The organism is Methanobrevibacter smithii ATCC 35061, assembly GCF_000016525.1.
GTDB lineage: Archaea > Methanobacteriota > Methanobacteria > Methanobacteriales > Methanobacteriaceae > Methanocatella > Methanocatella smithii.
The window spans coordinates 683,042-705,755 of record NC_009515.1; the positions used below are offsets into that span (position 1 = coordinate 683,042).

The following is a 22,714-nucleotide window of genomic DNA, read 5'->3' on the forward strand; positions in this document are numbered from 1 at the left end:
AAAAGAGATTAGGATTAAAATATCCTAATCAAAATTAAGCCCTGTCCGGACTAGTAGTACCAATATTTCCATCAGTAGCACCAGATGCAGCAGGTGTACTAGTTCCGCCAGCAGCCGTGTTGTTATAATTTACTTGCCATAATGAAACTCCATTTTCCATATGAACCATGGAGAATACATTCTGACCCATACCACCTAAAAGGTACAATCTGGTAAACATTGAATCAGCCAATTTATTATGCATTATAATAGGTGTGTAAACATTATTTTCACCCATCAGGAATAATGTATAATTGGAATCGCTAGGAGCTCCAGCTATTGATTCATTTTTCACTAATTGATTACCTTCAATTACCATGATACGGGATACATTCAATGGATTAAATTCTGATCCGTTTATTTTAAGTAAAGAACCGTTATTTGAATATACTGCTTCAGTATGACCAGTAGTAGTGTTGTTTCCAGTACCTCTAGTAATAACTGCATCATATTCCAAACCGGATTCATTAATTAAAGCTAATCTGCCAGTAGATCCAGGTTCAACAGTTACTTGCTGGGAAGGCACGTAATAATTGAAGTTTGTGGAATTCTGCTTATCAAAGTCCCACGCACCAAAGTAACTCCACCAGCCAGCTTTTTGCAACATATCTGAACTTGCTACAAAGATAACCGGTCTTGGATTATCAGGATGAGTAAGCGGAATAATAGTATTAGCCTGCTCAGTAGTTAAACCATATGTATTAATTAATGCATTTTTAGCATCCTGTGCGTTTTTCGGCAGGATATCAATTAAAATATCAGTTGCTTTACCCGGACTGCCAGTATAATCTGTTAATGTATTAGTAGCATTTTCACCGGAAGTTCCCAACATTCTAAATATTCCTGCAGACAAATCCATATTATCCGTCGTCATCGCCTGACCTAGCCAGAATGCCCTACTGTTACCACTTTGACTACCTCCATCAAAGATTACCTGTCTGTCAGCAGCAATCTCAAAGAGGTAACCGAAGTCCCACCAGGATGCAACAACAGTATTATCAGCAGTATTTTCATTAATCCATACCATTGAATCCCACATAGCATCACTAGTACCAGGCACTACCTGATTAGCAGTCTGATAAGCACCACAAACAGTAGGTGTTATCAATGCAAGAGCAATAGCAATAATAGCAACATACTTCTTAACAGGTACTTTAGTAGATGCAGACTTACTGGATTTCAGTCCGTATATGGTTATTCCACCAGCTATAGCAATTAACAGGAATAATATAATACCGAATATAGGTACTGTAACTGCTGCTAATGGGTATGATGCAAAGAATCCTGTTACCAATATAACTGCCATTAACATTTTGTCATTATCAAGTTTAGTTTTGACATAGTCAGAAGCATATCCTACAAATATACCTGCCATTAAACCGAATGGCAATACAATAGTGGTAATGAACCTTGAACCTCTACTTACTGCAAGTGCTGTAATTACTACCCATACTATAAATAGAGTAGCAAACATTAAGTTCAAACGTTTAGCTTCAGTTACTTCATTATCTTTGGCAAATTTACTTACGCTACCTAAAGATATTTTAAATTTACGGTCATCATCAATTTTTTTAGAAGATGCCAATCTTTGGGATTTAGGCGGTTTTTTAGTTGTGTTTCCGTCTTGTTTAACATTTCTATAATCATATATCCTTTTTGCAAAGATAAATAATACCGTTAAACCAGCGAAGAATACGAAAATTCCACCAATACCGTTTATTACACCATTGGAATTAGCAAGCAAGAATGAATCCATACCTGCTCCAAGCATACTTGGCATTTGCAATTCCGCAACAGAAATAAGTACATTAGGGAATCCACCTACAACAGTTGAAGTTGATTGCAAGGACAATAAACCAGTTAAACTGCCAAATATTCCAAGTACACCGTCTACTCCTTTAAATGCTGCAAGACCGATAAATCCAATAACACCTAAAATAACAATGGACATTAAATCCTTCTGGTGTACGAACCAAGCAGCCTTACTTGGGTATAACTCTCTTTCACTATCACCAATGTTAAATACATAACATAATATTAAGTACACAACTGAAAAGATACCCATAAGACCTACATAAAAGATGTATCCTGTCCATGATTGGGAGAAAAGACCAATAGATACAATAGACAATATTGCAAAGACAACTTTTGCAATAAGATTTTTAGACCTCAAGCTCTCCATAAAGAACATTATGAAGAATAATGAGAAGATATAGTAGAACATATCTGTATCAAAAAATCCAGGGAATGTGTGTGCAAAATAGTTTGGTGCAAGCACAATTATCAATGTAGCTGTTATTGCACCCAAATCATTAGTCAGACGTCTAGCAAAGATAAATGCAGGAACAACTGCAAGAGATGCTACAATAGCACCGGTCCAGAATGCAACTTCCTGAACAGTGTAATCACCGAAGAACTGGTTTGCTATATTGTAGAAAAATGACGTTACCCATACAATAGCTAACTCATAATTAATCTTATCTCCATCTGGGGAATTCCTATGCATATCCCAGTTTGAACCATCGACTAGTTCATCTCCTACATAACCGTGATCAACGAAATTTTCAGTCAACCTTAAGTTATAATATGAATCCATTTCACTAAAATAAGGAAGACCTGAAGCATCTTCATATTCTGCCTTCAAATCACCGGTAGGCAAAATATTAAGGTCCGCTGCAGGAGCTCTTAATGCAAAAACAACAGCTAACAGAATCAAAATAATGATTGCTGATTTACTTATTGTTAATATTGTTTTTTTATTCATCAAAATCCTCGATATTATTCAATTAACATAAAAATAGTTACATCAACTGAATTTATTATTTAAAAAACTTATTTGAAATTTATAAGAATGTTAAAGAAATAAAAATATTTTTGGGCAAAACCATCAATACTTTTATTAATTTATATCTATTATTTTTAACATTATTAAAGATTATGCATTTAAAAAAAAATTAGAAAAAATAAAGTCTATTGGACTTTATCTTTTAACTCATCTAAAGAACAGGTAAAGCGACATTTTGGAAATCCTCTGCAACCAACAAATTCTCCATACCTTCCGGACCTTTTAATCAGTTCTTTACCACAACTAGGACACACACCAACTACTTTCATCTCACGAGGCTTAGTATTCTCTTTACCACAGTTAGGGTCAAGACATGCATGCTGACGTGGCTTACCAAAGGAAATAATAGGTAATCCACATGTTTTACAGGTTTTCTTTAAGAAATTTGCTCCTTTAGGAACAGAGTAAGTTGCTTTACAGTCAGGATAATTAGAACATCCCACAAAAGTGCTTTTATTTTTAGGAGAGTATTTTTTAACCAGATTTCCGCCGCATTTACATTTTCCAACAATATTGCTTTCCTGATAGGCATCATAAATCTGTGAACCGATTTTAACTTTGTTTTTATCAATATCTCCCAAAATAACCTTAACTTCCTTTTCACCTTCAGCTACAACACTTTCACGGGTGGCTTTATCATTGTCTATGCCTTCAAGTTTATTTTCAAAGTCACGGGTCAGCTCTTCACTTGTTAAGTTAGAACAGTACTCGCTTAAAGTGTCGATTATGTTCTCACCAAGCTGATTAACCTCAATTTTGTTTCCAGTTATATATTTTCTGTCATATAACTTATCAATAATATCTGCACGGGTAGCTTTGGTTCCAAGTTCTCTTTTTTCAAGTTCCTTAATTAAAGAAGCCTGATTATATCTTGCAGGAGGTTTGGTTTCTTTTTCTTCTGATACAATCTCCTTGACGATGATGGAATCTCCTTCCTTAACATCAGGAAATTCCTCATTATCTATTTTCTTAAATGGATAGTGTTCCAGCCATCCTTTATGGGTAACCCTTCTGCGTCTAAACTTGAATTTTTCACCGCCAATGTCCAAAGTGGTACTCATTGTTTCAAAGGTAGCTGCTTCGAAAAATACTGAAATAAACCTGTAAACAATCAGTTCATAAATTTTTAACTCATCCTTGTCCAATTTATCAGGTAAAATACCTGTCGGATGAATAGCAGGGTGAGCAGCATCTTCCTTTTTACCTTCATTAGGTTTTAATTTAGCCGGAAGAGCTGAAATATGTGTTCTGAATTCGGAATTTTTGGACAGCTGTAAAAATATGCTTTTGAAATCCAGGCTTTCAGGCAACTTTTGGGATGAAGTACGTGGATAAGATGTATATCCTGCAGTATAAAGGCTTTGAGCAATAGTCTGAGTTTTTTTAGGTGAAAAACCAAAGACATTATAAGCTTCAGACTGCAAACCACCTAAATTAAATGGAACAGGAGGTTTTGTAGTGGAATTGGAATATTTGATTTTATCGACAGCTGCATCACTATTTTCACAGTTTGAAAAAATCTCTTCAGCCCTTGTTTTATCGAATATTTTTCCATCTACATGATCCGCTTCAATTTCACCGTCAAGTAAAGCTTTAATTAACCAGTAAGGTTTAGGTACAAATTTTTTAATCTCTTTTTCACGGTCAACCAAAATAGACAAAGTCGGAGTTTGAACTCTTCCTGCAGATAACTTTAAAAATCTTTTTTTGGCTGCGCTTACAGATTTCATTAAAGCCTTTGATATGTTTACACCAAAATAAAAGTCCAGAATATGTCTGGCTACACCGCTGTCTACCTGATGTCTGTCAATAGGTATTCTATTTTCATATGCTTCCACAATATCCTTTTTAGTTAAAGTGGAAAACTTCATTCTTGAAGATTTTTTTAAAGCATCATCGCCACACCCATATTTTAATGCATGATATCCGATTAAAGTTCCTTCAATATCATAATCGCATGCATGAATGTAGCTGTCAGCATCTTTAGCATATTTTTTAATAGCCCTTACATAATCCTTGGTATAGTTCTTATATTTTTTGTCAATCTCAAATAATGGTGCCCAATGCAAATCAAAATAGACTTTATCCTTGGGATTATCCGGAGTTAAAGAATATAAGTGTCCGACAGCAGACAATACTGTTATATCCTTACCGTCTCTTTCCAATGTCCAATATTTAACTTTTTTATTAAATACGTTCTTTTTAGCTTTAGAAGACAATGCTTTAGCTATTTTTTCTGCAGATTTTGGTTTTTCGCAAATTATTACTTCATTCATTGTACCTGTACCGTTTTTAAATTTTTAAATTATAAAAATTTGTAAATTACTGATTTAATATTTAAAATAATTAATCCTATAAAAATATTTCTATTGAAAGATTTTAGTTTATATGAAGTATTTTTAAAAATAAGATAAAATCAATGCAAAAATATGAAAATTAAAAATAATTATAAATCTTCTTTGTAAAAACTGTAAAATTCAGCACAGTAATCGCAAATAGGATATTTGTCATAGCGATAGTAGGCAAGTTCGGACTTATTCATGTCAAATTTCTTGCCGCATAAAAAACAGGTTTCAATTTTTTCTTCATCAGACATGATATTACCTTAAAAAAAGAAATAAATAAAAATTAAAGTAATTTCAGTAAATTACTTAATTAATATTGTATTTTTGTAAAAGTAAGAGCTCTTCAGTAGATAATTTTCCACCGTGTTTGAATTTATCGAAGATTTCTTCAGCTCTTTCTTTTTCTTCACGATTTTTGTTACCGTTTGATGAGGAAGATTTGTTACTAGCAGATCTTCTTTTTCTAGGTCTGTTGGAACCTAATTTTTTATTGATAACATGAATATCGCTTAAAATGGATTTGAACTCTTCATGTTTTGCAGAAGCATTTTTACGAGCTTCGATGAATTTTTTGTGAGCTTCATCAGCTGCAGTTCTGATATCATCAGTTTTTCTGAAGAATTTGAGCATTTCTTCGTGAGCTGCTTGAGCTTTTTCAGAAAAGTCAATAACTTTTTCGTGTTCTTCTTCAGATAATTTTTTAAGCTCTTGTGCTTCACCTTTAACGGATTCATCTTCATGAATTTCCATTAACTGTTTTCTTAAATCGTTTGCATTTTTAACAAGTTGATTTTCTTTTTTAATATCTAAAACACGAGTTTCAATGATTTTATCAATCTTTTTAATCTCATTTTCTATTTTAATTTTGTCACGTTTACCAGAAGACCATTCTAAGTTTCTAATTTTGTTGTTAGCTTCGTTACGTGCTTTTTTAGCTTCTTCAACTTTTTTGTTGATTTCGTTACGTTCATTTCTGAATTCAATAGCTTTGTTTAAGTTTTCTTTTAATGATGCGTTTAATTCATCACGAATTTTACGTTGTTCTTTAGCTATCCTGTTGAATTCTTCTCTTTCTTCAGTAACTTTAGCTATTTCAGCTTCTTTTTCATCTTTTTGTTTTCTTACACCTTCCATGGTGTCAGCTAAAACAAAATCAGATTCAGGAAGACCGTCTTTTTTAGGTTTTTCAGCTTCTTCAGTAGATTCTTCAGCATCTTCTGCTTCTTCTACTTGTTCAGTTTCGTCATTTTCAACAACATCAGTGGATAATTGATTAATAATTTCATCTAAGACTTTGGTTAAGTCTTTTTCATCTACTACAACATCAGCTTTTTCTTTAACAGAATCTTTTGCATTGAAAGCAATTCCAATACCTGCTGATTCGATCATGGAAATGTCGTTAGCTCCATCTCCAACTGCAACAACTTCTTCTAAAGAAGTGTCATTACCTTCAATATGTTCTTTTAATACGTCCAATTTAGAACCAGATACTAAAGGTCCAGTTACTTCACCAGTCAATTTACCGTCTTCAACAGTGAAACTATTAGTGTATGCATTTTCAATACCGAGTTTGTCTTTAACGGTTTGTGCAACAACATCAAAACTGCCACTAATAATAGCTACATCTAATCCTTCTTCTTTTAAACGTGCGATGGTATCTTCAGCACCATTCATTAATGGAAGTTCATCAGCAACTTTTTGAATATCTTCAATGGAAGTTCCTTCAAGAAGTTTAACTCTATCTTTAATAGAAGTTTCAAAGTCGATTTCACCTTGCATAGCTTTTTCAGTAATTTCAGCTATTTCATCTTCAACATTTGCTAATTTCCCTATCTCATCAATTGCTTCTCCATCAATAATAACGTTATCTAAGTCAAATACTACAAGTTTAATCAATCATACCACCAATTATATTAAATCTAGCTCACTTAATCTATCGTAAGCTCTTTCGACACCTAATTTAGCGTCGCTACGTGTTTTAGCTCCAGTACAAACAACTTTACCGGAACCGAATAATAATAAAACAACTTTAGGGTCAGATAACCTGTATACTAAACCCGGAAATTGTTCAGGTTCGTATTCAGTATCTTCAAGTTCTAAAGCTACTGCTTCTAAATTTAATGTGGATTCTAAGTTTGCAGAAGCCACAATGTTTTGAATTTTAATTTCGAATTCATGAGGAATTTCAGTATCAATAGTCCTCATTAAATCAACAGTCTTTTTAATAGCTAACTTTGAGTCATCTATAGACTTAGCCCCAGTACAAACAAGCTTACCAGAGCTGAAAATTAATGCTGCTGTTTTAGGATCTTTAAGTTTAAAAACTAATCCTGGAAACTGTTCACGATTAAAATTAACCCCTTCTAAAGCTTCGGAAACTTCAGTTAAAACTATATCTTTTCCTATGCTTGCAGAAGCCACAATGTTTTCTATTTTTATATCAACATCGGTCAATTTAAAACCTCCAATTAATTATTAAAATGAGTACAGTAAAGATTTAAAATCATTAAATTTTTACTAATTAAATATTTTATTTAAATAGTATATAAACTTATGTTTATTTATAAAGTAAAAACAAAAATATGTAATAAACATATTTTTTAATTAACTTCAAAAAATATTAATAATTATATTAAGGTCTGATAGAAATGATAGAAGTTGAAGTAAAAGCCAAAATTGATAATTTTGAAGATATGAGAAAAAAATTAAATGATCTGGGAGCTATTAAAACTAAAGAAGAATTTCAGGAAGATATTTATTTTAACAGCCCAATAGTAGATTTTGCCAAAACAGATGAAGCCCTTAGAATAAGAACAACAAAACAGGGCGATGAAAAACACATTTTCATAACATATAAAGGGGCTAAAATTGATTCTGAAAGTAAAACACGTGAAGAAATAGAGTTCGGAATTGAAGATAGCAAAAAATGTGCAAAAACATTCGAACATATAGGATTTAAAAAAGTCAGAACTGTGCGTAAAAACCGTGAATATTATGCTTATAAAAATTTTGAAATAAGTTTGGATGATATTGAAGGTTTAGACCCATATATGGAAATTGAAATAGGTCTTGAAGACGGAAACGATTACAAAGAATCTCAGAACAGCATTTTTGAAGTGTTTAAACAACTTGGGATTACAGATGGTTTTGAGAGAACCTCATATCTGGAACTTTTAGAAACTTTATAATATAACATAATACAATATTATTAAATTAATAAAATAATTTAAGAGAAGTGATTATTTGCAATATTATATCAGTCATTATAATAAAGAACCGGAATTAAATTTTCCTGATGAAATTACAGTTTATGATACAACTTTAAGAGACGGTGAACAAACCCCAGGAGTTTGTTTTAGTCCTGAAGAAAAGTTAGAAATTGCTAAAAAATTAGATGAAGTTAAAATTAAACAAATTGAAGCAGGTTTTCCTATAGTTTCCAAAAAAGAACAGGAATCAGTGAAAGCCATAACTTCAGAAGGCCTTAATGCTCAAATCATTTCTTTATCTAGAACAAAAAAAGAAGACATTGATGCTGCTCTTGATTGTGATGTTGACGGTGTTATTACATTTATGGGAACTTCAGACATCCATTTAGAACACAAAATGCACATCGGACGTCAGGAAGCACTGAATACATGTATGAACGCTATTGAATATGCTAAAGATCACGGATTATTTGTTGCATTTTCTGCAGAAGACGCAACCAGAACTGATTTGGATTTCTTAAAAAGAATATACAACAAGGCTGAAAGCTATGGAGCAGACAGAGTACACATAGCAGACACTACCGGTGCTATAACTCCGCAGGGAATTACTTACCTGGTAAAAGAACTTAAAAAAGATGTAAATATAGATATTGCTCTACATTGTCACAATGATTTCGGTCTGGCAGTTATAAATTCCATATCCGGAGTACTGGCAGGAGCTAATGGAATTTCCACAACAGTAAACGGTATCGGAGAACGTGCAGGAAACGCATCTCTTGAAGAAGTAATTATGTCTCTTAAATTATTATACGGTAAAGATTTAGGATTTAAAACCAAACATATTAAAGAACTTTCCGAACTTGTATCAAAAGCTAGCGGATTGCCTGTTCCCTATAACAAACCTGTAGTAGGAAACAACGTATTCAGACACGAATCCGGAATTCATGTTGATGCAGTTATTGAAGAGCCGTTATGTTATGAACCATATATTCCAGAACTGGTAGGACAAAAAAGACAGCTTGTATTAGGTAAACATTCAGGCTGCAGAGCAGTCAGAGCCAAATTAAATGAATGTGACCTTGATGTAAGCGACGATACCCTTATTGAAATTGTTAAAAAAGTTAAAAAAAGCAGAGAAGAAGGAACATACATTAACGATGATGTATTCAAAGAAATTGTAAAAAGTTGTAACTATAAAAAAGAATAGGTGACGGTTTTGAATATTACAGAAAAAATATTATCAGCTAAAGCAAAAAAAGAGGTTACACCCGGAGAAATTATTGAAATTCCGGTTGATTTAGCTATGTCTCATGACGGAACATCACCACCAGCTATAAAAACCTTTGAAAAAGTAGCTACCAAAGTCTGGGACAATGAAAAAATTGCAATTGTATTTGACCATAATGTTCCTGCAAATACAATCGGATCTGCAGAATTCCAGAAAGTATGCAGAGACTTCATAAAAAAACAGAAAATTACTAAAAATTACATACATGGTGACGGAATATGCCACCAGGTACTTCCTGAAAAAGGACTGGTAGAACCTGGAAAAGTTATTGTAGGTGCTGACTCACACACATGTACTTATGGTGCATATGGAGCATTTTCAACAGGAATGGGTGCTACTGATTTAGCTATGGTTTATGCTACAGGTAAAACATGGTTTATGGTTCCTGAAGCTATTAAAATGGAAGTCAGCGGAGAGTTAAATTCATACACTGCTCCAAAAGACATCATTTTAAAAATCATCGGTGAAGTGGGAATAGCTGGAGCTACCTACAAAACTGCAGAATTCTGCGGAGAAACCATCGAAAAAATGGGAGTAGAAGGCAGAGCTACAATATGTAACATGGCTATTGAAATGGGAGCTAAAAACGGAATAATGGAACCGAATAAAGAAGTTATCCAATATGTTTCCCAAAGAACCGGAAAAAAAGAAAGTGAATTGAATATTGTTAAATCCGATGAAGATGCACAGTATTCAGAAGAAATGCACTTTGACATAACTGATATGGAACCTCAAATAGCCTGCCCTAATGATGTAGACAATGTTAAAGACATCTCCAAAGTTGAAGGCACAGCTGTTGACCAATGCTTAATCGGTTCTTGTACAAACGGCAGATTATCTGATTTGAAAGATGCTTATGAAATCTTAAAAGATAATGAAATTAATAATGATACTAGATTACTAATTCTTCCAGCATCAGCTGAAATTTACAAACAGGCAATCCATGAAGGATACATTGATGCATTTATAGATGCGGGAGCTATTATATGCAATCCAGGATGCGGACCATGTCTTGGAGGACATATGGGAGTTTTATCTGAAGGTGAAACCTGCCTATCCACAACAAACAGGAATTTCAAAGGAAGAATGGGGGATCCGAAATCCTCAGTATATCTGGCTAATTCAAAGGTTGTTGCTGCTTCAGCTATTGAAGGAGTTATTACAAATCCTAAAGATTTATAGTGAAAAAATGACTATTGAAAAAAACGAAGCAAACAAACGTCTGATTGAAAAAATAAATCAGGTAGAAGAAGGATATACAAAAGACTTTTCAAATACTCAAAAAATTCTGCTGACAACAGACGGATCAATTACAGCTATTTTAGATGTGCTGTACGGTAAAATTACATTAAGTACCTTAGAACAGCACTTTGATACAGCAGACCGTGAAATCAGCGAATTAATCCATGTTGATGAAGGTGCACAAATCAATTACCGGGAAGTTATAATGCATAAAGACGATGAAAATCTAATTTATGCACTGTCATACATTCCATTGGAACGTTTAACCGATGAGATTTGTTGCGATTTGGTTAGAGCAGACATACCAATCGGAAGAATTTTAAAAAATTACCAGATTGAATCAAGAAGGGAAGTAAATAAAATCTATATTGAAAAACCTAATGAAAGGTTAAAAGATTTATTTAACACGAAAGAAGATATGCTTGCCAGAGAATATGTAATTATCCATAAAAACAATGTATTGATGTGGATTAAAGAAGTATTCCCAGTCAGTAAATTTACAAATATTTAAACAGGTGATAAAATGGGTGTTAAACTAAAAGACATAATCCAGCCGGAACAGATTGATTTTAAAGATTTGAAAGGAAGAGCAATCTCTATAGATGCATTTAATACCCTTTACCAGTTCCTGTCTACAATCAGACAAAGAGACGGAAGACCCTTAAGTGACAGCAATGGAAATATAACCTCTCATTTAAGCGGAATTTTATATAGAAACTCCTCAATGATTGAAAAAGACATAAAACCGATTTATGTATTTGACGGAACACCATCCTATCTTAAACAGGAAACCATTGACCAAAGAAGACAGACAAGAGAAGAATCTGAAAAAAAATGGAAAGAAGCACTGGCTAAACAGGATACTCAGGAAGCCAGAAAATATGCAATGAGATCTTCCAAATTATCTCCATACATTATAGAATCCTCCAAAAAGCTGCTGACAATGATGGGAATACCATACATTGAAGCATATGGTGAAGGAGAAGCACAAGCAGCTTACCTTGTTGAAAATGGAGATGCATGGGCAGTAGCTTCACAGGATTATGACTGTCTCTTATTCGGAGCCAAAAGGGTTGTAAGAAACCTTGCCATCAATTCCAACTTGGGAGATCTGGAATATTACAATTTAAAAAGAGTTTTAGATGAACTGGACATAAATAGAGAACAGCTTATTGATATGGGAATACTAATCGGAACTGATTTTAGTGAAGGCTTAAAAGGAGTAGGTGCAAAAACAGCTCTTAAACTAGCTAAAAAAGGAGAACTTGAAAATAAATTAGCCAAACTTCAGGAAGAATCATCACATGACATCTCTGAAGTCAGAGAAATATTCCTAAACCATAATGTAAATACCAATTATAAAATCAGATGGAAAAAACCGGCTAAAAATGATATTATTGACTTTTTATGTGAAGAACACGGTTTTTCACAGGACAGAGTTTCAAAAGCCTGTGATAAATTAAAAAATTTAAATTCAAGTCAGAAAAGCCTTGAAGACTGGTTCTAATAAGGGGGAAACTCCGGACCAAATACTTTTTTGGCATAATCAACAGCCAGTGCAACCTGATTATAATAATTTTTCAGCATTTCCTTTTCAAAATACTCCCTGTCCGGTGCTCTGACAATTAAATTAAGAAGCTTTTCATAGGTTTCAACAGCTGATTTTTTATTGAAATTATATTTTTCTTCTTTTTCTGCAGACAGCTTTTCAACACAAGGAAATTCCAATGTTTTGCAAACAGTGTCAGTTGAAAAATATGTCATGCGAATTAATGGAGAAACAGAACTTACCAGCACATGATTTCCCAAATTTATTAATGGAGGAATTCCTGTTTTAGTGTAACGTTCCATAGAAGTTAATCTGTCAAAATGCGCCAGATCGTAACAGTGAAGTTCAGTATAAAAATCAGGTTCAAAATACTCAATCAGATCCAAAATCTTCAAACCGATTTCTGATTTATAATATTCCTTTTTAATTGTAGAAATATATGGAGTTTTATCAAAATTGTAAAAATAAAACTGTCCTTTTGAAAAATCATCAATATTCAAACGTTTAATAAATTTTAAAGAAGTTTTACCTTCATTGCCATGGACTCCACCTATAAATAACTTAGTTGGACCTTCACCATTGTCAACATATCTGAAATAAGACATATTATCCAAATAAAAAAAAGAAAAAATCAAAGAAGAAAACTTAAGTTCCTTCTTTCCAGCTGCACATATACTCTTTTTGGCGGTCAGATAAAGTATCAATTTCAATATCCATAGCTTTTAGTTTTAAATTAGCTACTTCATAATCAATGTCATCAGGAGCTTTAGTTACACCGACTTCCAAATCGTTGTTTAAAATGTATTTTGCAGATAATGCCTGAACAGCAAAACTCATGTCCATGATTTCTGCAGGGTGTCCTTGTCCCCTGGCTGCAGATAAGTTTACTAATCTTCCGTCTGCAAGCAGATATATTTTTCTGCCGTCTTTCATGGTAAACATTTCAATACTTTCTCTTACTTCACGAACACTGGTTGATTGAGCTTCCAAGTCACGTCTATTAATTTCCACATTAAAATGACCGGAGTTACATAACATACAGCCGTCTTTCATGTATTTGAAGTCATCACCATGAATAATATTGATATTACCAGTTACAGTAATGATTAAATCAGCTTCTTTTACAGCATCTCTAATTTTCATTACTCTGTAACCATCCATTCTTGCTTCAAGTGCTCTGATTGGATCGATTTCAGTTACAATAACATTAGCTCCAAGACCTTGTGCCCTTAAAGCTATTCCACGACCGCACCATCCATATCCACATACAACAACAGATTTACCAGCTATTAACATATTGGTGGTTCCCATAATTGCATCAAAACTGGATTGGCCTGTACCATATCTGTTATCAAACAAATATTTGGTATAAGCATCATTTACAGCTACAACAGGGAATTTTAAAGCCCCATCTTTATGCATAGCTTCCAATCTGTGAACACCAGTAGTAGTTTCTTCACATGCTCCTTTAATATGTTTTAAAACATCAGTTCTTTCATTGTGAAGAACCATAATCATATCTGCACCGTCATCAATGATTACATCAGGTTTGTGATCAAGAACCATGTTGATAGTCTGATAATATTCTTCATCATCCTGATCTCTCCAACCGTAGATGTTCAAACCTAAATCAGCAGCTCCGGCCACTGCATCATCATGAGTGGATAACGGATTACATCCAGTCATAGCTACTTCAGCTCCACCTGCCTGCAAAGTTAAACCTAAATTAATAGTTTTAGGTTCTAAATGTAGGCAAGACCCAATAGTGATTCCTTTGAAAGGTTGAGTTTCTTCATATTCTTTTTTGATGTGTTCAAGAACTGGCATGTGTCTTTGAACCCATTCAATTTTTCTTATACCTTCTTTAGCAAGAGACATATCTTTAACTTTACTCATAATATCCCCTATAAAAATTAAATAATATTATAATATATCATTTGAGGGTTATTAAATATTATTATTCATAAATAATTTTAAAAATATATAATGCAACAAAATATTTCAAATTAACTACATCCATTATTAATTAATTATTATAAAAATAAACAATGTTTAATTACAATCAGCCAAACTTAAATTATAATCAAAAATAAGAAAAACAAAAAGTATAAATGTAATGAGAATTTAATATAATAAATGTCTGATGCCGGGGTGGCTCAGCTGGTTAGAGCGCACGGCTCATAGGGTAATTAAGCAGTGCTCTGACTAATTCCTGGGATACCGTGAGGCCGCGGGTTCGAATCCCGCTCCCGGCATCTTCAATCCCCGGAATATTTTTTATAAACTATTTTTTTAGGAAATTTTTAATTTTACAAGCTGATTTTATCGCTGATTTCAAAAAGGAGAATCTGAGTTACTTTAAACATCACTAATCAAAACTATTTTATAACTCATTAATAAATATATCAAGTGTTAAGATTTGAGGATTTATTAAAATGCAATATACAGAACTTGGAAAAACCAAAGAAAATGTTTCAATTCTTGGTTTCGGAGCTATGCGATTACCGACAAAAGGTTCCAATGACAATATCGATGAAAATACAGCTAGTGAAATTCTTAGCTATGGAATTGATAATGGAATTAACCTTATTGATACAGCTTATCCTTATCACAGTGCCGGAATCGACGGTAACGGAAACAGCGAAGTTTTCATAGGAAACTTTTTAAAAGAAAACAGCTACAGAGATGATGTTTTAATCTCTACAAAATCTCCATCATGGTTAATGGAGGAAAAGGGAGATTTTGAATATTATCTTGACAAACAGCTTGAAAAACTCAAAACAGACAGTATTGATATTTATTTACTCCATGCTCTTACAAAGGATGATTGGAATAAAGTCCGCAAACTTAGAGTTTTGGATTTTCTTGATGACAGTTTAAGCAGCGGCAAAATAAAACATGTAGGGTTTTCATCACATACTGAAATTGATACATTTGTAGACATTCTTGACGCATATCCCAAATGGGAAGTTGTCCTGACACAAATGAATTACCTTGATGAATACTACCAGACAGGAGTAATGGGTCTTGATGAACTAAAACGGCTGAATATCGGAAGCATGATTATGGAACCACTGCGCGGAGGCAGATTAGTTCAGAACATTCCTCCAGAAGTCCAAAAACTTTGGGACTGTGCTGAAGTTAAAAGAACTCCTGTCGAGTGGGCTTTAGAATATTTATGGAATAGAGACGATGTTGACTGTGTTTTAAGTGGTATGAACTCCTTAGAACAGGTTAAACAAAATATTCAAATAGCTTCAAATGTTAAAGAAATTAGCGAAAGCGACCAGGATCTAATTAGAGAAGTTGCCAGAACATACAAGACGCTGACCGGAAATGAGTGCACCAGTTGCGGATATTGTATGCCATGTCCAGAAGGTGTTGATATCATCAATTGTTTTAACGAATACAATATCGGCAAAATGCTGAATAATCCAAAAGGAAGTGCAATGCAATATTTTAGTCTGATTGATGAAGACTGCAGAGCAGACAGCTGTATTGACTGTGGAGACTGTGAATTTGTTTGTCCTCAAATGCTAGATATTCCACAGGAACTTGAAAAAGTAGATAATTATTTCGGTAGAGAATTTAATCATTTTTAAGGTGAAAAAATGCCAACAAGATATATAGGTGACGGATATTGGGAACTGATAAGCCGTCAAATGAGTATTGTAACTAGAAGTCAACAGGAAAGATTTAAAGAAGCTAAAATAGCAGTTATTGGCTGTGGAGGAATAGGTGGTCAGACTATTGAAATGTTAGCCAGAATGGGAGTTGGCCAGCTTAATTTAGTTGATGAGGACGCATTTGATTTATCCAATTTAAACAGACAAACATTAGCCAGCATTAAAGAACTAGGCCTTTCCAAAAGCAAAGTAACCAAAGAAAAAGTCAGACTGATTAATCCTTATGTTAAAGTTAACTGCTTTGAAGAAACTGTAACTAAAGAAAATGTTGATAAAATAATCGGTGAGTGCGATATTGTTATTGATGCTCTTGATAATGTCAAAACAAGAGTAATTGTTTCCAGAGCAGCTGAAAATAAGAAAATCCCATTTATTCATGGAGCCATTCATGGAACTTTAGGTCAGATTACAGTATTTTCAGCAGATAAAGATATAAACTATGAAACAATGTTTAATCTCCCATCAAAAGATAAAGATTTAACTGAAGATGTATTGGATGACTTATCAAGTGTTACATCAGGTGTCCCTCCAGTTATTGGGCCTACTCCAAATTTAATCGGATGTCTTGAAGCTATGGAAGCTTTTAAAATAACGACAGGAGTTGGCAAAGTTACCCAAGCCCCGGAAATTTTAACTTTTGATTTGTTGGATTTAACTTCATTTAATGTAAATGAAATTTAAACAACATTACTTTTTCTTATTTTTTATTTATTTGAGTCTGTAAAATTTTATAGGCTTATTTGATTTTAATGTGTTTTTCAGTCCAATTTTGCATTTGATAGTCTAAAAATGTCAGGATTCCATTTTTGGTTTTGTATATTTTCTTTATTTTTTCAGGATTGGTTTGTCTGTAGTAATTTTCGACTTTATTTGATGTTTTTTCTATATTTTCATCATCAAGATATTCTACGTATCTGTGGAAGTGATTTATGATATGTTTTCTTATGAAATCTTTTAAAACAACTGGTATGGCCGTATATTTTTGTAAATATTGTTTAAATTGTTCTATTGCTTCTTTTTTTGAGTTTTGTCTGAAACAGTTTTTTAATTCTTGTGCATTTTCGTAAATATGGTCTCTTTGTTTTCCATTAATCTTGTTTCTTCTACAATATACTTTTAATTTATGGTTTATTGTTTGAAACAGATGAAATATGCACAATTGATGTTTTACTTCTATTTCATCTGCTACATTACGATACATTGGGAATAAATCGGTTGTTAGGCAAATGAATGGTTTATTTTCTGTTGATTCTAAGATAAATTTTTTCGTGTTTTTTGGTATTCTGCGACGTACTATTCGTTCTGTGACTGGAATATTGAGTATTGCATCAAATAAAGTTAATCTGTAGTGTCTAGTTCCATTAAGTCTTAAAAATTGCTCATCATATAAATAATAGCCAGAATATTCAAATTTTTCATTGCTGATGCTTTCTTCGTGATTTTTGTCAGACCAGTTCTTGATTGTTTGATGAGATATTCTGATTCCAAGGAATATTTCAAAGTATTTACTTATTTTACGAAGTGATTGGTACCCTATTTTCATTATTCCTGGAATTTTATCCATTATTTCTTGTAAAAATTGTTTATTTTCACCAATTAATGGATTATTGTATATTCCGAATTTTTTTCCACATTTTTTGCATTGATATTGCTGTTCTTTGAATTCTGTTGTTTTTCCATTAGTATTTTGTTTGTTTTTCTTTATTGTGCCTTTTTTGATTATTTTGTGGCTTCCACAAACTGGACAAATGGGATTATCATATTTAAAAGTATTATTTTCATCTAAAAATAGTTTATGATTAGTATTTTCAAAATTAGGTGTTTTATTCAATCTTTTTGAAATAATTTTTTCTTGATCAATTTTTTCATCAAAAAAATCATAAAGTTTAAGTTGTATGAAGTCTATATTACTATTGAGGGCAGATTTGTTTTGTTTGGTCATAAAATATTATTTGTCCTCACTTATTAAAGTATTTTACTATTTTTAAATCATTTATATTAAAATTAAAGAAAAATTAGAATGAAATTTCATCAAAATGAAAGTTCAACTGTAAAAAATTAAAAAACAAATAAGCCTATAAAATTTTACAGACTCAAATTTATTAAATTCTCTTTCAAAGTTTTTATTAGGATATGAATAAATCTTTTCATAGGTATACTTAATTCCATAAATAAACAGAAAATTAGCTATATATAACTCTTCATAACTTCTTACAATTTCATTATTTAGTGTTTCCCTCTGTTTATTTTTAAACCGTCTTTTTAATGTTGAAAAATCTACTCCTTCCTGCCAATCTAACAAATCCCCTTCATATTTAATATCATCCTCAGATGGAGGGACATTTATATAAAAACTGAAAAATTCAATTAACTTTTTACTTATATCCTCATTTTTCAATGCTTTTTTAGTTAGATATCTTTTAATAATACGTTTAAGAGCAGAAGTATCAGGTCTAGAATATTGATTATACTGCGTTAAAATATCTTTTCCAACTTTATGAAATGTTTTAATATCAATAGGTTCCGCAATTCTTTCTTTCAAATCATCAACAGATGCATTGGAAAAGGAAATTGCTAAAATTTCACTAGGATCAACATCTCTTTTTTCAGTTAAATATTTAACTTTACCTTGAATTGTAAAAGTTTTACCACTTCCAGCACCTGCAATAACTTTTACTGCATCTTCATCAACGACAATAGCTTCTCTTTGTTGAGAATCTAATGATTTTCCATCCAAATCATCAAATAAATCAGAGTTATCCTTTAATTCCTGATTTATATACCGTTCATTAGCTTGTTTAGTGTCCGTTTCAAAAGTTTCAGGTTTATTATAAAATTTTTCAAAAAATTTTTCATCTTCTGAAGAAATGTATTCTGCATAATCTTCTTTAAATTTTTTAACTTTAGAGATTGCATTTTTATGCCAAAGCAACAATTTCTGTTTCCAATTATGGGAAAAATAATTATCAGGAGCATAATCCCCAATTTTAGCAAATTTTTTAACAACAGAATTTAAATAATAACTTACATTCCATTTAATTACCAAATCATCAATATTATCATAGTTTCTGATAGCACCATCCATTAACTCAAATTTATCCTCGCTGAAAATATGTTTTTTAACACAGTACTGGTTAACTTTAGTTAAATTAGAATAAATTTTCTGAATACCTGTTTTATACTTTTCCTTTTCCTCATTTTTTATAAAATAAAATGGGTTAACCTTATTCAAAGATGCTCCCCATAAAATAATTTCATAATTATCTTTAAAGAAAAACTCAACATTCAATTTAGTAATTATATCATCATAATTATTATAATCCTCAATAAATTCACAGATAATATCTAAATCAAGATTTGATGGAAATACATTATTATGAAAATCAACTATTTCATTTAATTTATTATAACAGTCTTCAGATGCTTTTAAAGTGTCTTTTTCTTCCTCAGATATATAAGAAGTAATAGTTTTAGATTTTATACTTATGAAATTATTAATATCATTTAAATTATTAGAAAACCATGTCTGATAATTAATTCTTTGAACTATATTCTCGAAATTTTCATATATTTCAATGAATTCCAATGTTAAATTTTTCCTATATTGTTTAATATTTGGATTTTGATTAAAAACATCCCTAATCTTTAAAAGAATATCATAAATATAATTAACCTCTTTTTTACAATTATCCCTGTTCTTATCAGAAATTTCATGTTTTTTAGTTCCTTTTGTAAACAGAATAAATTCATTAATTTCTTTTAAATGTTTATTAAAAAAAGAAGCTATTCTCAAATTACAAATTTCATTATCTAAATTGTCATATTCTTCAATGAAATTTAAAAATTCATTTTTTTGAGAATCAGTAATTTTATCATCAAATGAATCAATAATCCTTTTAGAAATAACACAATAATTAGAAAACAAATCTTTTTGTTTTTCTAAATACTCAGAAGAATTACTTTCAAAATTCCTCGCATTTATTTCATTTAAAATTTGTTTAATCTTAAATTTACAATTCTTATCAGCAATTATATCCTCTAAATTTTCAAAATTATAAACAAAAGAAGACACAACCCCATTCTGAAGTAAAAAAGGACAATAATTTTGAAATTCAACAATTTTATTATAAAAACCCTCAGTTTTCCTTTTTAACTCCTCAACATCATCATCCAAAACAAGATTAGAAATTTCCCCAGATATTTCATTATTAAAATCAATTAAGTTATTTCTATTAGAATCTAACCAACTATTAACCTTAAGTTTATAAATTTTACTATCAATAGAAGAATAAACATCCTTAAACTCATTAATCTTAACCTTTTCAGATTCTAACAAATCATCACTAACACGTGAAACAAAAGAATCGCATTTATCAAAGAAAACTTTAAAATCTTCCTTCTGCTTTTCCAAAACACCAACAGAATCACCTAAAACAAAACCAGAAACAGAACCGAAAAAATCTTTAATATCAAAACGATTATTCAAATAAGAAACAATAGCCCCAATACCCTCATAATTAGACCTAAATTCATCAACCAACTCCCAATCACAAATATCCAACAAATCCAAATCCAAATCAAGACAATCCTCATACAAATGCCTATAATCATCCTTAATTAACTCAACATCAATATGATCAGTAATCTCAGACTCCCTTAAAGCATTAAACCTAACAAAATCATCTTTGTTCTCATTCAACCACTTCTTAAGCTGTTTCCTCTTAATCTGCTGAATTTTACCATCTAAAGAATCATAATAATCTATAAAATCAATTAATATTTCTTCATTCTTTTTAGATAACCATTTTGAAAAATTGGCAATTGCATCTTTTGAATAAATATAAGCTTTTTTAAATTTCAATTGCTGATTTACAAAATCATCTAACTCACAAACCTGCTCAATTTTATTAATTTTAATCAAATATGAATTTAACTTATAATGAAAATTAATTTCATCAATATACACTGCAATATGTGAAAAATTAAAAATAAAATCATCAAGATCTATTTTATTATCATCAGTTATAAACTCCCGAACATTAATAACTTTTTCATTCAAATCAGCATATTTTTTCTCAAAACTCTTTTTATCGTCTATTTTTATACTGGTAGAGTTTTTTAAACTATTAAAATAAACTAAATTATTCCAATTATCATCAACATATATGGCATCATCAAGTTTATTATCCAATAATTCATAATCATTTTTTATACAATCATACTTAAATGATAAATTATTTTCAAATTTATGCAAAATTTCTGATTTGAAATGTTCAATATTGTTAAAATTAGCGGTTTTACTGTTAATTTTAAAATAACAATTAGATTCTTCAACAATATATGGAAATTTCGTATAATATTTTATAAAATCCTTTAACAGATTTCTATATTGGTTGCTAATATCAATACCATTATCCAAAATACAGTTTACATTAACAAGTAACCTTTTAAAATTAAAGCATAATTCTTTAAATTTAAAATTATCTATAAACTCTTTAGGAAATTTAGTTTCATAATTTTTTATAGATTCCAACCTGCTAAAATTATCTTTAATCCAATTTTCAGATTGAACCAATTTTATTTTACTGTTTAATTTTTTATAAGCCTTTTTGAAATTGTTTAAATTATTTCTGTTAAGTTCAATCTTATTTTTTAAATAATAAAATGACTCATTATCTTCAAGCATTTCAATAGCTAAATTATAAAGCTCTTTATGATTTTCTTTTTCTTTTAGAAGCTCATCAAGATTATTGGACCTTGAAATTTCAGAAGATAATTTTATTATTAAATTTAACTTTTGGTCCATATCATAATTATTGTTTAAATCATCTACATTCTGGTTAAAGTTATCGAAATTTGAAATAAAATTAGATATAACTTCCTCTTGGGACTCATTAAAAACATCTGAATTATTTAAAGCATAATCTTTAATTGGTTTAATTAAATCATAACTATCTTTAAACTGGTTTTTATAAGATAATTTATCTTTAGAAATACGTTCATTAGGAATTGAAACTGAAAAAAAATCATTTAACTTTTCTAAATTAAATTTAATACTGTTAAATGTATCAATACAATATTCATTATTCTTTTTAGGGATAATATCATCTAATTCATCATAAATTCTTTTAAATGTATAACAAGACTTTCTTTGATTGATGGGCAAATTAAACTTTTTTTCTTCAAAATAATCAGTTAATTTACAAATCATTTCATAAATAGGTTTATTTTCTTTTTTAATAGCTGAAATATCCAAAACCAAATTTTCAAAAGAACTCTGATATTTACTTATAAAACCAGCTATTTTACTTTCATTATTTAATAAAAATTCATTTAAATCTTTTTTATCATTTTTAGACAACCCTTTACCGAAAGTTCCTGAAAATGAATTTTTAAGTTTTTGAAATGATGTAAAATCAGTAAAAATATCCTCATTAATATTAGTTCCACAGTATGAACAAATTTCTTCATTATTTAAAACTTTAGAACATATTGGACACTCTACAACCAT

16 protein-coding genes and 1 tRNA gene are annotated in these 22,714 nt (G+C 31.0%); 8 read left to right on the top strand and 9 right to left on the bottom strand.

Annotation, left to right across the window (positions count from 1 at the left end; genetic code table 11):
* Nucleotides 1-34 precede the first annotated feature (34 nt).
* The 5 genes from MSM_RS03575 to MSM_RS03590 all read right to left on the bottom strand — a co-directional run bounded on the left by MSM_RS03575 (nucleotide 35) and on the right by MSM_RS03590 (nucleotide 7,683).
* Nucleotides 35-2,803 (bottom strand): STT3 domain-containing protein, encoded by a 2,769-nt coding sequence (locus MSM_RS03575; RefSeq protein ID WP_011954062.1) that lies wholly within the window; start codon nucleotides 2,801-2,803, stop codon nucleotides 35-37.
* A 206-nt stretch (nucleotides 2,804-3,009) separates the two neighbouring features.
* Nucleotides 3,010-5,160 carry a DNA topoisomerase I gene (gene topA, locus MSM_RS03580; protein ID WP_011954063.1) on the bottom strand — a complete coding sequence of 717 codons (2,151 nt, stop codon included), beginning with the start codon at nucleotides 5,158-5,160 and terminating at the stop codon, nucleotides 3,010-3,012.
* Between the two features lie 170 nt (nucleotides 5,161-5,330).
* On the bottom strand, nucleotides 5,331-5,480 hold the full coding sequence (locus MSM_RS09205; RefSeq protein WP_004032476.1) for a hypothetical protein: 150 nt from the start codon (nucleotides 5,478-5,480) through the stop codon (nucleotides 5,331-5,333).
* 55 nt (nucleotides 5,481-5,535) lie between these two features.
* Nucleotides 5,536-7,125, bottom strand: a complete 1,590-nt coding sequence (gene serB / locus MSM_RS03585; RefSeq protein ID WP_011954064.1) for a phosphoserine phosphatase SerB — start codon at nucleotides 7,123-7,125, stop codon at nucleotides 5,536-5,538.
* Nucleotides 7,126-7,137: 12 nt separating this feature from the next.
* Nucleotides 7,138-7,683 (bottom strand): TATA-box-binding protein, encoded by a 546-nt coding sequence (locus MSM_RS03590; protein ID WP_004032478.1) that lies wholly within the window; start codon nucleotides 7,681-7,683, stop codon nucleotides 7,138-7,140.
* A 194-nt stretch (nucleotides 7,684-7,877) separates the two neighbouring features.
* Between MSM_RS03590 and cyaB the strand changes: the two genes are divergently transcribed.
* From cyaB to fen, 5 genes are read left to right on the top strand one after another with little or no spacing between them, the layout of a single operon-like run.
* On the top strand, nucleotides 7,878-8,417 hold the full coding sequence (gene cyaB / locus MSM_RS03595) for a class IV adenylate cyclase (RefSeq protein ID WP_011954065.1): 540 nt from the start codon (nucleotides 7,878-7,880) through the stop codon (nucleotides 8,415-8,417).
* A gap of 55 nt (nucleotides 8,418-8,472) precedes the next feature.
* Complete coding sequence (locus MSM_RS03600) at nucleotides 8,473-9,645, top strand: homocitrate synthase family protein (protein WP_004032480.1); 1,173 nt, start codon at nucleotides 8,473-8,475, stop codon at nucleotides 9,643-9,645.
* Between the two features lie 9 nt (nucleotides 9,646-9,654).
* The gene (gene hacA / locus MSM_RS03605; protein ID WP_011954066.1) at nucleotides 9,655-10,908 is read left to right on the top strand and encodes a homoaconitase large subunit; all 1,254 of its coding nucleotides are present in this window, start codon (nucleotides 9,655-9,657) and stop codon (nucleotides 10,906-10,908) included.
* 7 nt (nucleotides 10,909-10,915) lie between these two features.
* A complete protein-coding gene (locus tag MSM_RS03610; RefSeq protein ID WP_011954067.1) occupies nucleotides 10,916-11,479 on the top strand; it encodes a chorismate--pyruvate lyase family protein in 564 nt (187 codons plus the stop codon).
* A gap of 12 nt (nucleotides 11,480-11,491) precedes the next feature.
* Nucleotides 11,492-12,475 (top strand): flap endonuclease-1, encoded by a 984-nt coding sequence (fen, locus tag MSM_RS03615; protein WP_011954068.1) that lies wholly within the window; start codon nucleotides 11,492-11,494, stop codon nucleotides 12,473-12,475.
* Here fen and MSM_RS03620 read toward each other — a convergent pair.
* Together MSM_RS03620 and MSM_RS03625 are read right to left on the bottom strand one after the other, a co-directional pair.
* Entirely contained in the window at nucleotides 12,472-13,122 is a 651-nt protein-coding gene (locus MSM_RS03620; protein ID WP_011954069.1) for a DUF2119 family protein, read from the bottom strand. The two genes, fen and MSM_RS03620, sit on opposite strands and share 4 nt — an antisense overlap.
* 40 nt (nucleotides 13,123-13,162) lie before the next feature.
* Entirely contained in the window at nucleotides 13,163-14,413 is a 1,251-nt protein-coding gene (locus MSM_RS03625; protein WP_004032485.1) for an adenosylhomocysteinase, read from the bottom strand.
* A gap of 249 nt (nucleotides 14,414-14,662) precedes the next feature.
* Here MSM_RS03625 and MSM_RS03630 point away from each other — a divergent pair.
* The 3 genes from MSM_RS03630 to MSM_RS03640 all read left to right on the top strand — a co-directional run bounded on the left by MSM_RS03630 (nucleotide 14,663) and on the right by MSM_RS03640 (nucleotide 16,884).
* Nucleotides 14,663-14,772 (top strand) — tRNA-Met (locus MSM_RS03630).
* Nucleotides 14,773-14,952: 180 nt separating this feature from the next.
* Nucleotides 14,953-16,119, top strand: coding sequence for an aldo/keto reductase (locus tag MSM_RS03635; RefSeq protein ID WP_011954070.1), 1,167 nt, complete (start codon nucleotides 14,953-14,955; stop codon nucleotides 16,117-16,119).
* 9 nt (nucleotides 16,120-16,128) lie between these two features.
* Nucleotides 16,129-16,884, top strand: a complete 756-nt coding sequence (locus MSM_RS03640) for a HesA/MoeB/ThiF family protein (RefSeq protein ID WP_011954071.1) — start codon at nucleotides 16,129-16,131, stop codon at nucleotides 16,882-16,884.
* 55 nt (nucleotides 16,885-16,939) lie between these two features.
* Here the strand turns inward: MSM_RS03640 and MSM_RS03645 are convergent, their stop codons facing one another.
* Nucleotides 16,940-18,145 carry an ISNCY-like element ISM1 family transposase gene (locus MSM_RS03645; RefSeq protein ID WP_011953615.1) on the bottom strand — a complete coding sequence of 402 codons (1,206 nt, stop codon included), beginning with the start codon at nucleotides 18,143-18,145 and terminating at the stop codon, nucleotides 16,940-16,942.
* Nucleotides 18,146-18,247: 102 nt separating this feature from the next.
* A complete protein-coding gene (locus tag MSM_RS03650; RefSeq protein WP_011954072.1) occupies nucleotides 18,248-22,714 on the bottom strand; it encodes a UvrD-helicase domain-containing protein in 4,467 nt (1,488 codons plus the stop codon).

What these genes read in the sequence shown, in the direction of transcription:
- fen (WP_011954068.1), top strand. Translation starts at nt 11,492, where the DNA reads ATGGGTGTTAAACTAAAAGACATAATCCAGCCGGAACAGATTGATTTT.
- MSM_RS03620 (WP_011954069.1), bottom strand. Translation starts at nt 13,122, where the DNA reads ATGTCTTATTTCAGATATGTTGACAATGGTGAAGGTCCAACTAAGTTA.
- MSM_RS03640 (WP_011954071.1), top strand. Translation starts at nt 16,129, where the DNA reads ATGCCAACAAGATATATAGGTGACGGATATTGGGAACTGATAAGCCGT.
- MSM_RS03645 (WP_011953615.1), bottom strand. Translation starts at nt 18,145, where the DNA reads ATGACCAAACAAAACAAATCTGCCCTCAATAGTAATATAGACTTCATA.
- MSM_RS03610 (WP_011954067.1), top strand. Translation starts at nt 10,916, where the DNA reads ATGACTATTGAAAAAAACGAAGCAAACAAACGTCTGATTGAAAAAATA.
- topA (WP_011954063.1), bottom strand. Translation starts at nt 5,160, where the DNA reads ATGAATGAAGTAATAATTTGCGAAAAACCAAAATCTGCAGAAAAAATA.
- MSM_RS09205 (WP_004032476.1), bottom strand. Translation starts at nt 5,480, where the DNA reads ATGTCTGATGAAGAAAAAATTGAAACCTGTTTTTTATGCGGCAAGAAA.
- MSM_RS03635 (WP_011954070.1), top strand. Translation starts at nt 14,953, where the DNA reads ATGCAATATACAGAACTTGGAAAAACCAAAGAAAATGTTTCAATTCTT.
- MSM_RS03650 (WP_011954072.1), bottom strand. Translation starts at nt 22,714, where the DNA reads ATGGTTGTAGAGTGTCCAATATGTTCTAAAGTTTTAAATAATGAAGAA.
- MSM_RS03625 (WP_004032485.1), bottom strand. Translation starts at nt 14,413, where the DNA reads ATGAGTAAAGTTAAAGATATGTCTCTTGCTAAAGAAGGTATAAGAAAA.
- MSM_RS03575 (WP_011954062.1), bottom strand. Translation starts at nt 2,803, where the DNA reads ATGAATAAAAAAACAATATTAACAATAAGTAAATCAGCAATCATTATT.
- cyaB (WP_011954065.1), top strand. Translation starts at nt 7,878, where the DNA reads ATGATAGAAGTTGAAGTAAAAGCCAAAATTGATAATTTTGAAGATATG.